Below are 12,607 nucleotides of genomic sequence, written 5' to 3'. Positions count from 1 at the left end.
CCCGGCGTGAGCGACTGTGGCGCCGTCGGTCCGTCTCCGGCGACCGTCCCGCACGGGCCCCGCGACGGGCCGCCTCTCAGGAGGTGGAGGCTCCCGTCCTCGTCGACCCCCCGGTTGCCGGTGACTTCCTGGCCGACTCCGGGATCGTCCGATCCTCGCGCAGCGCCTGCCACAGCCGGCCGGCCTCGGGCTGGGCGGCGACCACGCGGTTGGGGTCCTGGGTGTCGTACCGCACCGGCAGCATGATCGTATCCATCGTGGAGGGGTTGATGCCGTTCATGCTGCGGCCGAACTCGGCGAGCCTGGTGAGGGACGCGAGGCCCGAGTCGGTGGTCAGGGACCGGGTGAGCTTGTCGGCGATCTTGAAGGCCTTGGCCGGACTGCCGAGGAGGTCCTGCTTCTTGATCTCGCTCAGCAGGTCGATCAGGAACTGCTGCTGCAGACCGATGCGGCCCAGGTCGCTGCCGTCGCCGACGCCGTGCCGGGTGCGGACGAACTGGAGCGCCTGGGTGCCGTCGAGCCTGTGGGTGCCCTTGGTGATGTTCAGACCGCTGTTGTGGTCGTGGATGTCCCGGCCGACGGTGACGGTCACCCCGCCGATCGCGTCGACGAGGCCCTTGAAGCCGGCGAAGTCGATCTCGACGAAGTGGTCCATGCGCACGCCCGACATCTGCTCCACGGTCTTGACCACGCATGCGGGGCCGGCCAGGGAGTAGACCGAGTTGAACATCACGCGCTTCGCCGACGGCAGCGCCGAGCCGTCCTTCGCCGTGCACTCGGGGCGCGTCACCAGCGTGTCGCGCGGAATGCTCACCGCGACGGCCTGGCGGCGGCCCTCGGGTATGTGGATCACCAGCGCTGTGTCGGAGCGGGCTCCGGCCGCCGTGTCCCCGCTCAGCTTCCCGTTGGCGCCTGCCCGCGAGTCGGAGCCGAGGACCAGCACGTTCTGACCCGAGGTGGGCAGTTTCTCGGGCCGGTTGTCGCCGATCGCCTTGTCCAGGTCGACGCCCTTGATGTTGCCGTTCAGATCGCTGTACAGCCAGTAACCGACCCCGCCCGCGGCCAGCACGAGCAGGACGAGGGACAGGGCGATCCAGCGCCAGACCCGACGGCGCCGCCTGGGCGCGTCGGCCCGGCGGCCCGACGGCGCGCGCCGTCCCTCCCCGGAGTCGGTCTGCGTCGGGGCGTGCGTCATGTGCGGCGGTCCTCTCTCTCCTCGACCAGGTGGCTCGGGGCGCGAGTGGGGGGAGAGACCGGGCCCGTCTGCGGTGGCGGACAGACGTCCACCAGTCATCAGACATACAGAGTGACCGAAGGGTTGTACGAAATGACAGAGGGCCTCCGCCCGCAGGCGGAGGCCCTCTGCACGCGCCCTCAGGTGCTACACCGGAACGCTCGCCACGCCCGGAGCCAGGAACTTCCTGCCGTTCACGCGCTCCGAGACACCCTCGCGGTCCAGGTACGGCGTGATGCCGCCCAGGTGGAAGGGCCAGCCGGCGCCCGTGATCAGGCACAGGTCGATGTCCTGCGCCTCGGCGACGACGCCCTCGTCGAGCATGAGCCCGATCTCCTGGGCGACGGCGTCCAGGACGCGCTCGCGGACCTGTTCCTCCGAGAGCACGACATCGCCCTGCTTCAGCAGTGCGGCGACCTCGGGGTCGAGCTCCGGCTTCCCGCTGTCGTACACGTAGAAGCCGCGCTTGCCCGCCTTGACGACGGCGGCGAGGTTGGGGGAGACCGTGAAGCGGTCCGGGAAGGCCCGGTTGAGGGTCTCCGAGACGTGCAGGCCGATCGCGGGGCCGACCAGCTCCAGGAGGACGAGAGGAGACATCGGCAGGCCCAGCGGCTCGACCGCCTTCTCGGCGACCTCGACCGGGGTGCCCTCGTCGATGACGTTCTGGATCTCGCCCATGAAGCGGGTGAGGATGCGGTTGACGACGAACGCCGGGGCGTCCTTCACCAGGACCGCCGTCTTCTTCAGCTTCTTGGCGACGGCGAACGCGGTCGCGAGGGAGGCGTCGTCCGTCTGCTCGCCGCGCACGATCTCCAGCAGCGGGAGGACCGCGACCGGGTTGAAGAAGTGGAAGCCGACGACCCGCTCGGGGTTCCTCAGCTTCGACGCCATCTCCGTGACGGAGAGGGAGGAGGTGTTGGTGGCGAGGATCGCGTGCGCCGGGGCGACCGCCTCGACCTCCGCGAACACCTGCTGCTTGACGCCGATCTCCTCGAAGACCGCCTCGATGACGAAGTCGGCGTCGGAGAAGCCCTCCGCCTTGTCCAGCACGCCGGTGACCAGGGCCTTCAGGCGGTTCGCCTTGTCCTGGTTGATACGGCCCTTGCCGAGCAGCTTGTCGATCTCGGCGTGGACGTAGCCCACACCCTTGTCGACGCGCTCCTGGTCGATGTCGGTCAGCACGACCGGCACCTCCAGGCGGCGCAGGAAGAGCAGCGCGAGCTGGGAGGCCATCAGACCGGCGCCGACGACGCCGACCTTGGTGACCGGACGCGCCAGGTTCTTGTCGGGCGCGCCCGCCGGACGCTTGCCGCGCTTCTGCACCAGGTTGAACGCGTAGATGCCGGCGCGCAGTTCACCACCCATGATCAGGTCGGCGAGGGCCTTGTCCTCGGCGTCGTACCCCTGCTGCAGGTCGCCGTTCTTGGCGGCGGCGATGATGTCGAGGGCGCGGTAGGCGGCCGGGGCGGCGCCGTGCACCTTGGAGTCCGCGATGAAGCGGCCCTTGGCGACCGCCTGGTCCCAGGCCTCACCGCGGTCGACGGCCGGGCGCTCGACGACGATCTCGCCCTTGAGGACGGACGCCGTCCACAGCAGCGACTGCTCCAGGAAGTCCGCGCCCTCGAACAGGGCGTCGGCGATGCCCAGTTCGTAGACCTGAGCACCCCTCAGCTGCTTGTTCTGGCTGAGGCTGTTCTCGATGATGACCGAGACGGCCTTGTCGGCGCCGATCAGGTTCGGCAGCAGGGTGCAGCCGCCCCAGCCGGGGACCAGGCCGAGGAAGACCTCGGGGAGCGAGAAGGCGGGCAGGGCCGCGGACACCGTGCGGTACTTGCAGTGCAGACCGACCTCGACGCCGCCGCCCATCGCGGCGCCGTTGTAGTAGGCGAAGGTCGGGACCGCGAGGCCGCCGAGGCGCTTGAAGACCTCGTGGCCGCCCTTGCCGATGGCGAGCGCGTGGTCGTACTCCTTGAGGATCTCCACGCCCTTGAGGTCGGCGCCGACCGCGAAGATGAACGGCTTGCCGGTGATGCCGACACCGACGATCTCGCCGGCCGCGGCCTCCTTCTCGACCTGGTCGATGGCGGTGTCGAGGTTCGCCAGCGAGGCCGGGCCGAAGGTGGTCGGCTTGGTGTGGTCGAGGCCGTTGTCCAGCGTGATGAGCGCGAAGCGCCCGGCGCCGAACGGCAGGTCGAGGTGGCGTACGTGCGCCGACGTCACGACCTCGTCGGGGAACAGCTCGGAGGCCTGCTTCAGAAGCTCGGCGGTGGTGCTCACTTGTCCCCCTCGAAGTGCGGGTTCTCCCAGATGACCGTCGCGCCCATGCCGAAGCCGACGCACATGGTGGTCAGGCCGTAGCGGACGTTCGGCTGCTCCTCGAACTGGCGGGCCAGCTGCGTCATCAGGCGGACGCCGGAGGAGGCCAGCGGGTGACCGAAGGCGATCGCGCCGCCGTACTGGTTGACGCGCTCGTCGTCGTCCGCGATGCCGTAGTGGTCGAGGAAGGCCAGGACCTGGACGGCGAAGGCCTCGTTGATCTCGAAGAGGTTGATGTCCTCGATCGACAGGCCGGCCTTGGCGAGGGCCTTCTCGGTCGCCGGGATCGGGCCGTAGCCCATGACCTCGGGCTCGACGCCCGCGAAGGCGTAGGAGACCAGGCGCATCTTGACCGGGAGGTCGTTCTCGCGGGCGAAGTCCTCGGAGGCGATGATCGAGGCGGTGGCGCCGTCGTTGAGACCGGCCGCGTTGCCCGCGGTGACCCGGCCGTGGACGCGGAACGGCGTCTTGAGGTTCGCCAGGTTCTCCAGGGTGGTGCCCGGGCGCATCGGCTCGTCGGCGGTGACCAGGCCCCAGCCGGTCTCGCCGGCCTCCGGGTTGGTGCGACGGACGGAGATCGGCACCAGGTCGGCCTGGATCTTGCCGTTGGCGTACGCCTTGGCGGCCTTCTCCTGGGAGCGCACGGCGTACTCGTCGGCGCGCAGCTTGGTGATGTGCGGGTAGCGGTCGTGCAGGTTCTCGGCGGTCATGCCCATGAACAGCGCCGACTCGTCGACCAGCTTCTCGCTGACGAACCGCGGGTTCGGGTCGACGCCCTCGCCCATCGGGTGGCGGCCCATGTGCTCGACACCACCGGCGATGACGGCGTCGTAGGCGCCGAAGGCGATGGAGCCGGCGGTCGTGGTGACGGCCGTGAGCGCACCGGCGCACATGCGGTCGATCGAGTAGCCGGGCACGGACTGCGGCAGGCCCGCGAGGATGCCCGCCGTGCGGCCCAGGGTGAGGCCCTGGTCGCCGATCTGCGTGGTCGCGGCGATGGCGACCTCGTCGATCTTCTTCGGGTCGAGACCGGGGTTGCGGCGCAGCAGCTCCCGGATCGCCTTCACGACGAGGTCGTCGGCGCGGGTCTCGTGGTAGATGCCCTTCGGGCCCGCCTTGCCGAACGGGGTACGGACGCCGTCGACGAAGACGACGTCCCTGACGGTACGAGGCACGATGGCTCTCCTCCAGATGCGGGATCTGCACTGCTGCGGCCGCGCTGAGCGCGCGCTCAGTCCCATGCTACTTATGAGTAACGTAGCTGCACAGTCCTGGGGGCGACAGCGGCGAAGGTCACACCTTCTCCGGTGATCACCCCGATCAGCGTACGGGCCGCGTCCGCGCCGAAGCCGTACACGACATGGCTCATGGCGGACACGGTCGGATGCGTGAGCCGGCACAGCTGCGAGTCGTCCCACGCCGGCAGCGACACGTCGTCCGGCACCCTGAGTCCCATCTCCGCCGCCACCGAGAGACCCGCCACCGGGACCGGGTGGCCCGTGCCCCCGCCTCGCCGGAGTAGTCGGTGGTCACCTGCCAGCTCCAGAACCCGCGCCGCGCCGTCGAACGCGGCCGTCCGCATCGCCGTGTGCCCCAGTGCCGCCGCGCCCCCCACCCCCCAGTCGCTCGACCGCGGCCACCCCCGGGTCGTCCAGCCGGAAGTCGACCAGGATCGCCCCGCCGATCTGCCGCCCCCGCCACCACGTCTCCTGCAGTCCCGCCTCCTCCTCCACGGTCCGCACCAGCCGCAGCAGCAGCGAGCACGACCGCTCGGTCAGCACGCTCTAGATCCCGCCGCCAGCGCGACGGTCCTGAAGCCGATCCGGCGACGCCACACGTCCAGCGCATCGTTGCCCGCGAGGAGCGTCAACTCGACGTCGTACAGCGGCTGTTCGCCGTACCCCCGGGGCCACCAGAGCCGCGCGTCCGGCACCTCGAGCCGTACGGCGCCCGAGGTGCCCGCGACCTCGACTAGTCCCAGCCGAAGGAGCAGGCCCTTCCTTTCTATGCCGTCGCAGGATCTTGGCGTGATCTCGACGTCCCTGTTCCGCTTCAAGGGCCCCTTCGGAGCCCACTGGGAGACGATCTCGGCGGGCGCGATCCTGGTCATCCTCCCCACCCTGGTCGTCTTCCTGTGCCTGCAGCGGTACGTCTACAACGGCTCCACCCGGGGCGCGACCAGGTGAGGAGCCCCCGCCGTGCTAGGCGGACAGCGCGGCGACCAGGACCGGTGTCACCAGCTCGACCTGCCAGGCCCGTGCGCCGTAGCCCGCGAGCGCGGCTCCCACGGCGTCCGCGTCCACCACCTTCGGCGGTTCCCAGCACACCCGCCGCACCGTGTCCGGCGTGATCAGGTTCTCCTGCGGCATGGTGAGGGACTCCGCCAGCGCGGACACCGCGGCCCGCGCCGCCGAGAGCCGCGCGGCCGCCGCGGGATCCTTGTCGGCCCAGGCGCGCGGCGGCGGCGGCCCGGTCACCGGCTGCCCGGGTGCCGGCAGCTGGGTCTCGGCCAGCGCCCTCGCCCGGTCCACCGCCGCCTGCCACTGCTCCAGCTGCCGGCGCCCCATGCGATGCCCGAACCCGTTCAGCGCGGCCAGCGCGTGCACGGTGACCGGCAGCGCGAGCGCCGCCTCCACGATCGCCGCGTCGCTGAGCACCTTCCCCGGCGACACGTCCCGCCGCTGCGCGATCCGGTCCCGCGTCTCCCACAGCTCCCGCACCACGGCCAGCTGCCGACGCCGCCGCACCTTGTGCATCCCGGACGTCCGGCGCCAGGGATCCTTGCGCGGCTCGGCCGGTGGCGCGGCCGCGATCGCCGCGAACTCCTGGCGCGCCCACTCCAGCTTCCCCTGCCGGTCCAGCTCCTTCTCCAGCGCGTCGCGCAGATCGACCAGCAGCTCCACGTCGAGCGCCGCGTACCGCAGCCACGGCTCGGGCAGCGGCCGGGTCGACCAGTCGACCGCGGAGTGTCCCTTCTCGAGGACGAAGCCGAGGACGCTCTCGACCATCGCGCCGAGGCCGACCCTGGGGAACCCGGCGAGCCGACCCGCGAGCTCGGTGTCGAACAGGCGCGTCGGCACCATGCCTATCTCGCGCAGACACGGCAGGTCCTGGGTGGCGGCGTGCAGCACCCACTCGACGTCCGACAGCGCCGCGCCGAGCCCGGACAGATCAGGACAGGCCACGGGGTCGATCAGCGCGGTCCCCGCTCCCTCGCGACGCAGCTGCACCAGATAGGCGCGCTGGCCGTAGCGGTAGCCGGACGCCCGCTCGGCGTCGACGGCCACGGGACCGGATCCGGCCGCGAACGCGGCGATCGTCGCGGCGAGCGACTCGTCGTCGGCGACGACCGGCGGGATGCCCTCGCGCGGCTCCAGCAAAGGGATCGGCGCCCCGGTGTCAGAAGATCCGCCGTCGTCCGGAGGGGCGCCTCCGGTGGTTCGCAGTGAAGTGTCTGCTGCGGTTTCTTGGGCGTCGGTCACCTGTCAAGGGTATCTGTGGATGGATGGCGCCCGCCGACGTAACGTTCCGTCGGCGGCCGCCCGAGGGTCGTAAACCAGTCAGCTCGGGGGACGCCCTGGTTCACGTACGTGAACAAAGAGAGGGGTGGAGGTGCGCCCCCGTGGTCAGTGGATGATGCCGGTGCGCAGCGCCACCGCGACCATCCCGGCGCGGTCGCCCGTGCCGAGCTTGCGGGCGATGCGGGCGAGGTGGCTCTTGACGGTGAGCGCGGACAGGCCCATGGAGACGCCGATCGCCTTGTTCGACTGGCCCTCCGCGACCAGTCGCAGCACCTCGACCTCGCGGCCGGACAGTTCGCGGTAGCCGCCCGGGTGGCTCGGGGCGCCCGGGGGGCGGCGGTGCATACGGGCGGCGGCGGATCCGATGGGCGCGGCACCGGGCCGGGTGGGGAGCCCGAGGTTGGTGCGGGTGCCGGTGACGACGTAGCCCTTGACGCCGCCCGCGAGGGCGTTGCGTACGGCGCCGATGTCATCGGCGGCGGAGAGGGCCAGCCCGTTGGGCCAGCCCGCGGCACGGGTCTCCGAGAGGATGGTCAGGCCCGAACCGTCGGGCAGGTGGACGTCGGCGACGCAGATGTCGCGGGGGTTGCCGATGCGGGGACGAGCCTCGGCGATGGACGAGGCCTCGATGACGTCGCGCACACCGAGCGCCCACAGGTGGCGGGTGACGGTGGAGCGGACGCGCGGGTCGGCCACGACCACCATGGCGGTCGGCTTGTTCGGGCGGTAGGCGACCAGGCTTGCGGGCTGCTCGAGAAGAACTGACACCAGGCCTCCTGGGGTGCGGGACGGCTTTCAAGGTCACAGTCGTCTTCGGCACCAAACCCGCGGTCCTTTAGAGAAAGATCACGATTTAGTGAGAAACAATCAGCTTAATTCGGACATGCTGTCGATCGTTCGGTGAACGAATCGGTTCGTTCGAGGGGTCATTCCTGATTGAAAGTGGCCGTATCGACAAAGTGATGCTGACAAAGACGCGCCGGGTGCTACCGGGATCAGCGTGACTGGGGTCCGCGCCGCTGTGGCAGCGTCACGATCGAGGCGTCGCCCGGCCCGGCCGGCGGCAGACCCCCGACCTGGGCCAGCAGATCGCACCAGGCGCCCAGATGGGCCCCCGTGTCCGGCACCCCGCCCAGGCCCTCGCGGGGCGTCCAGGAGGCGCGGATCTCGATCTGCGAGGCGGCGGGGCGCTCCGCAAGCCCGCCGAAGTAGTGCGAGCTTGCCCGGGTGACGGTGCCGCTCGGTTCGCCGTACGACAGCCCGCGCGCGGTCAGCGCGCCGGTCAGCCAGGACCAGCACACCTCCGGCAGCAGCGGATCCGCCGCCATCTCCGGCTCCAGCTCCGCGCGCACCAGCGTCACCAGCCGGAAGGTGCCCCGCCAGGCGTCGTGCCCGGCCGGGTCGTGCAGCAGCACCAGACGGCCGTCGGCCAGGTCCTGGTCACCGTCGACGACGGTCGCCTCCAGCGCGTAGGCGAAGGGGGCGAGCCGCTGCGGGGCGGGTGTCGGCTCCACCTCGATCTGCGGCCTCAGCCGACTCCCGCGCAGTGCCTGCACCGCGGCCCGGAAGGCCGGCGGAGCCGTCCCGTCCTCATCCCGGTCCCCCTCCTTGGAGTCGTCCATTCCGTCAGCGCCGTCCGACAGTCGTTCCTGAGCCGCAGCCATGCGGGAAGATTAAGGGGAACTCAGGTCCGGTGCGGGCCTAGACACCCGGGATTCGGCGTACGTGGCGGCAACGCCCCTGCGCGACCGGAGCCCCGTCGGCCTCGTGTCAGACTTGCCCCGTGAGCGCGAACGAGAACCCGCAGCCGTCCCCGGCGTACGACTCCGCCTTCCTCAAGGCCTGCCGGCGCGAACCCGTCCCCCACACCCCCGTGTGGTTCATGCGACAGGCCGGGCGCTCGCTCCCGGAGTACCGCAAGGTCCGCGAGGGCGTCCCGATGCTGGAGTCCTGCACGCGCCCGGACCTGATCACGGAGATCACCCTCCAGCCGGTCCGCCGGCACGGCGTCGACGCGGCGATCTACTTCAGCGACATCGTCGTCCCGCTCAAGGCCATCGGTATCGACCTCGACATCAAGCCCGGCGTGGGCCCCGTAGTCGCCCACCCGATCCGCACCCGTGCGGACCTCGCCCAGCTCCGCGAGCTGACCGCCGAGGACGTCTGGTACGTCACCGAGGCGATCGGCCTGCTCACCCGCGAACTCGGGGCGACCCCGCTCATCGGTTTCGCCGGCGCGCCTTTCACCCTCGCGAGCTACCTCGTCGAGGGTGGCCCCTCGCGCACGTACGAGAACGCCAAGGCGATGATGTACGGCGACCCCGAGCTGTGGGCCGACCTGCTCGACCGTCTCGCCGACATCACGACCGCCTTCCTGAAGGTGCAGATCGAGGCCGGCGCCTCGGCCGTCCAGCTCTTCGACTCCTGGGCCGGCGCGCTCGCCCCCGCCGACTACCGGCACTCGGTGATGCCGGCCTCCGCGAAGGTCTTCGACGCCGTCGCCTCGTACGGCGTCCCCCGCATCCACTTCGGCGTCGGCACCGGCGAGCTGCTGCGGCTCATGGGCGAGGCCGGAGCGGACGTCGTCGGCGTCGACTGGCGCGTCCCGCTGGACGAGGCCGCCCGCCGCGTCGGCCCCGGAAAGGCGCTGCAGGGCAACCTCGACCCGACGATCCTGTTCACCACCCGGAAGGCCGTCGAGGAGAAGGCCCGCGAGGTCCTCGACGCGGCCGCGGGCCTTGAGGGCCACGTCTTCAACCTGGGCCACGGCGTCATGCCGTCCACCGACCCCGACGCGCTGACCCGGCTCGTGGAGTACGTCCACACGCAGACCGCGCGCTGACCGCCCCGGCGCTCACCACGTGTGCCGGGGCCGCGCCCGCCTGCCGAACAGCAGGCCGCGCGGTTCCGGTGGCGGGGGCGTGCCCGGCTTGAGCGGCCAGGCCAGCAGCATGCCGGCGATGAAACCCACGACGTGCGCCGCGTACGCCACCGTGCCCGCCGAGGACACGCCCGCGCCGGCCGAGTAGAACGCCTGCAGCACGAACCAGAAGCCCAGCACCAGCCAGGCGGGCAGCCGCAACGGCAGGAAGATCAGGAACGGTACGAGGACCCACACCCTGGCCCTCGGATACAGCACCAGATACGCGCCCAGCACACCCGCGATGGCTCCGGAGGCGCCGATCAGGGGGTCGCCCGAGTCGGAGTTCACCAGGGCGAAGCCGTAGCCCGCCGCATAGCCGCAGACGACGTAGAACAGCGCGAAGCGAATGTGGCCCATGCGGTCCTCGACGTTGTTGCCGAAGATCAGCAGGAACAGCATGTTGCCCAGCAGGTGCAGCCAGCTGCCGTGCAGGAACATCGCCGTGAACACGGACAGCGGGGGCGACTTGGCGTAGCCCGGCGGAGCCACCACGCAGCCCGGACCGTGCGTGCCGACGCCGACGTCACCCGTCGGGACAAGCCTCGGCAGCTGATGATGGATCAGCTCCCTGGGCACCGCCGCGTAGTGGTCCAGGAACGCCTGCAGATGACACGTCTGCGACAGGTCGCTGCCGCCCGCCACGGAGCCGGCGATGCCGGGCGTGGACAGGAACACGTAGACGTTCGCGGCGATCAGCGCGTACGTCACCCAAGGGGTGCGGCGCACCGGGTTGACGTCATGAACGGGGATGACCACAGGGAATTAGTGCCCCCGATGAGCGGCGCGAATCGGTGAACGTCCGCACGCGCGTGTGCGTATGACTCGGCAACCGCCCGCGGCGCGGGGAAGGCGGGTCGCGGGGACGACGTGAGGAACAGGCGATGAACGACCGAGTTACTCCTCTGATGCACGCTCTCCCCGACGGTGAGGCCGAGATCTCCCTGGTGGTGAGGCTGCCCTGGGAGGACGTGGCCAGGCTGGGCCAGGAGGCGGGGCGGCTCGCCTCCCAGATGCAGCGGCCGGTGACGCTGGACGAGGCGGTGAGCCATCGGCTGCGGACCACGCGGCCGGCGGCGGCGCACGCGAAGCCGGCGGGGGAGCAGCCTGCCATGACGTCCACGGCCTCGGTGTCCTCGCTGCCGGCGCGGCCTCCTGCGGAGCAGGCGCGGCAGGCGATCGAGCGGATCAACGGGAGCGCGTGAGGGATCAGGACCGGCGTTGCTGCACTGCCTTTGATGCCTTGCGGGCAGCCACCAGCACCGGGTCCCAGACGGGGCTGAAGGGTGGGGCGTAGCCCAGGTCCAGGGACGTCATCTGTTCTACCGTCATTCCGGCAGTGAGGGCGACGGCGGCGATGTCGACCCGTTTGGCCGCGCCCTCCCTGCCCACGATCTGTACGCCCAGCAGACGTCCGGTCCGTTGCTCGGCGAGCATCTTGACCGTCATGGGGGAGGCGCCGGGGTAGTAGCCCGCTCGGCTCGTCGATTCGATGGTGACCGTTTCGAATCGCAGGCCCGCCCTGCGCGCGTCCTTCTCGCGCAGGCCCGTGCGGGCGATCTCCAGGTCGCAGACCTTGCTGACCGCGGTGCCGACCACGCCCGGGAAGGTGGCGTAGCCGCCGCCGACGTTGGTGCCGATGACCTGGCCGTGCTTGTTGGCGTGGGTGCCGAGGGCGATGTGGCGTTCCTGGCCGGAGACCAGGTCCAGGACCTCCACGCAGTCGCCGCCGGCCCAGATGTTCTCGTGGCCGCGCACCCGCATCGCGAGGTCGGTGAGGAGGCCGCGGTGGGCGCCGAGGGGGAGGCCGGCCGCCTCGGCGAGGGTCGTCTCCGGGTGCACGCCGATACCCAGGACCACCACGTCCGCCGGGTACTCGGCGTCCTCGGTGGCGACCGCGCGGACCCGGCCGTCCTCGCCGGTGAGGATCTTGGTGACGGCCGCGTCGTTGACCATGGTGATGCCGAGACCCTCCATCGCCTCGTGCACCAGGCGGCCCATGTCCGGGTCGAGGGTCGACATGGGCTCGCTGCCGCGGTTGACGACCGTGACCCGGTAGTCGCGGTTGATGAGGGCCTCGGCCATCTCCACGCCGATGTAGCCCGCGCCGATGACCACCGCGCCACGGCCGCGCGTGCGCGTGAGCGAGTCGAGGAGGGCCTGGCCGTCGTCCAGGGCCTGCACCCCGTGGACGCCGGGGGCGTCGGCGCCCGGCATGTCCGGGCGGATCGGGCGGGCGCCGGTCGCGATCACGAGTTTGTCGTACGACGTCCAGGACTCGGCGCCGGAATCGAGGTCACGCGCGCGTACCCGGCCGGCCGTCACGTCGATCTCCGTGACCTCCGTCCGCACGCGCAGGTCGATGTCCCGCGCGCGGTGCTCCTCGGGGGTGCGGGCGATCAGCTGGTCGCGCCCGGCGACGTCGCCGCCGACCCAGTACGGGATGCCGCACGCCGAGTACGAGGTGAAGTGGCCGCGCTCGAACGCCACGATCTCCAGCTCGTCCGGGCCCCTCAGCCGGCGTGCCTGCGACGCCGCGGACATTCCCGCGGCGTCGCCCCCGATGACGACCAGTCGTTCCCGCGCAGCGCTCATGCTCATGCGAACACGCTACGG

10 protein-coding genes and 3 pseudogenes are annotated in these 12,607 nt (G+C 71.1%); 3 read left to right on the top strand and 10 right to left on the bottom strand.

Annotated features, from left to right (window positions below):
• Positions 1–76 precede the first annotated feature (76 nt).
• The 5 genes and pseudogenes from ACIRVK_RS05690 to ACIRVK_RS05670 form a co-directional block, all read right to left on the bottom strand.
• Positions 77–1,195 (bottom strand): LCP family protein, encoded by a 1,119-nt coding sequence (locus ACIRVK_RS05690; protein ID WP_404244123.1) that lies wholly within the window; start codon positions 1,193–1,195, stop codon positions 77–79.
• Positions 1,196–1,381: 186 nt separating this feature from the next.
• On the bottom strand, positions 1,382–3,511 hold the full coding sequence (locus ACIRVK_RS05685) for a 3-hydroxyacyl-CoA dehydrogenase NAD-binding domain-containing protein (RefSeq protein ID WP_404244122.1): 2,130 nt from the start codon (positions 3,509–3,511) through the stop codon (positions 1,382–1,384).
• Positions 3,508–4,725, bottom strand: coding sequence for a thiolase family protein (locus ACIRVK_RS05680; RefSeq protein WP_404244121.1), 1,218 nt, complete (start codon positions 4,723–4,725; stop codon positions 3,508–3,510). The genes ACIRVK_RS05685 and ACIRVK_RS05680 overlap by 4 nt, the downstream gene beginning before the upstream one ends.
• Positions 4,726–4,796: 71 nt before the next feature.
• A pseudogene (locus ACIRVK_RS05675) lies at positions 4,797–5,334 on the bottom strand (substrate-binding domain-containing protein); the annotation flags it as partial.
• A gap of 14 nt (positions 5,335–5,348) precedes the next feature.
• A pseudogene (locus ACIRVK_RS05670) lies at positions 5,349–5,516 on the bottom strand (hypothetical protein); the annotation flags it as partial.
• A gap of 28 nt (positions 5,517–5,544) precedes the next feature.
• Here ACIRVK_RS05670 and ACIRVK_RS05665 point away from each other — a divergent pair.
• Positions 5,545–5,736: pseudogene (locus ACIRVK_RS05665) on the top strand (carbohydrate ABC transporter permease); the annotation flags it as partial.
• A gap of 15 nt (positions 5,737–5,751) precedes the next feature.
• On the opposite strand, the gene ACIRVK_RS05660 reads toward ACIRVK_RS05665, so the two are convergent.
• From ACIRVK_RS05660 to ACIRVK_RS05650, 3 genes are all read right to left on the bottom strand, one after another.
• A complete protein-coding gene (locus tag ACIRVK_RS05660; RefSeq protein WP_404244120.1) occupies positions 5,752–7,032 on the bottom strand; it encodes an HRDC domain-containing protein in 1,281 nt (426 codons plus the stop codon).
• Positions 7,033–7,176: 144 nt separating this feature from the next.
• The gene (locus ACIRVK_RS05655) at positions 7,177–7,839 is read right to left on the bottom strand and encodes a LuxR C-terminal-related transcriptional regulator (protein ID WP_404244119.1); all 663 of its coding nucleotides are present in this window, start codon (positions 7,837–7,839) and stop codon (positions 7,177–7,179) included.
• Between the two features lie 227 nt (positions 7,840–8,066).
• On the bottom strand, positions 8,067–8,693 hold the full coding sequence (locus ACIRVK_RS05650; RefSeq protein WP_404244259.1) for a DUF3000 domain-containing protein: 627 nt from the start codon (positions 8,691–8,693) through the stop codon (positions 8,067–8,069).
• A gap of 161 nt (positions 8,694–8,854) precedes the next feature.
• On the opposite strand from ACIRVK_RS05650, the gene hemE reads away from it, so the two are divergent.
• Entirely contained in the window at positions 8,855–9,913 is a 1,059-nt protein-coding gene (hemE, locus tag ACIRVK_RS05645) for a uroporphyrinogen decarboxylase (protein ID WP_404244118.1), read from the top strand.
• Between the two features lie 12 nt (positions 9,914–9,925).
• Here hemE and ACIRVK_RS05640 read toward each other — a convergent pair whose 3' ends face one another.
• Complete coding sequence (locus tag ACIRVK_RS05640) at positions 9,926–10,750, bottom strand: rhomboid family intramembrane serine protease (RefSeq protein WP_404244117.1); 825 nt, start codon at positions 10,748–10,750, stop codon at positions 9,926–9,928.
• A gap of 125 nt (positions 10,751–10,875) precedes the next feature.
• Between ACIRVK_RS05640 and ACIRVK_RS05635 the strand changes: the two genes are divergently transcribed.
• Entirely contained in the window at positions 10,876–11,196 is a 321-nt protein-coding gene (locus ACIRVK_RS05635) for a hypothetical protein (protein WP_404244116.1), read from the top strand.
• A gap of 4 nt (positions 11,197–11,200) precedes the next feature.
• On the opposite strand, the gene ACIRVK_RS05630 is transcribed toward ACIRVK_RS05635, so the two are convergent.
• Positions 11,201–12,592, bottom strand: coding sequence for an FAD-dependent oxidoreductase (locus ACIRVK_RS05630; RefSeq protein ID WP_404244115.1), 1,392 nt, complete (start codon positions 12,590–12,592; stop codon positions 11,201–11,203).
• Between the last annotated feature and the right edge of the window lie 15 nt (positions 12,593–12,607).

Source organism: Streptomyces sp. NPDC101152, from assembly GCF_044768275.1.
Taxonomy (GTDB): Bacteria; Actinomycetota; Actinomycetes; order Streptomycetales; family Streptomycetaceae; genus Streptomyces.
This window is presented reverse-complemented; position numbering and strand designations above follow the sequence as displayed.

Coding starts and splice junctions, on each gene's coding strand:
- ACIRVK_RS05690 (WP_404244123.1), bottom strand. CDS start 1,195: ATGACGCACGCCCCGACGCAGACCGACTCCGGGGAGGGACGGCGCGCG.
- ACIRVK_RS05650 (WP_404244259.1), bottom strand. CDS start 8,693: ATGGACGACTCCAAGGAGGGGGACCGGGATGAGGACGGGACGGCTCCG.
- ACIRVK_RS05635 (WP_404244116.1), top strand. CDS start 10,876: ATGAACGACCGAGTTACTCCTCTGATGCACGCTCTCCCCGACGGTGAG.
- ACIRVK_RS05630 (WP_404244115.1), bottom strand. CDS start 12,592: ATGAGCATGAGCGCTGCGCGGGAACGACTGGTCGTCATCGGGGGCGAC.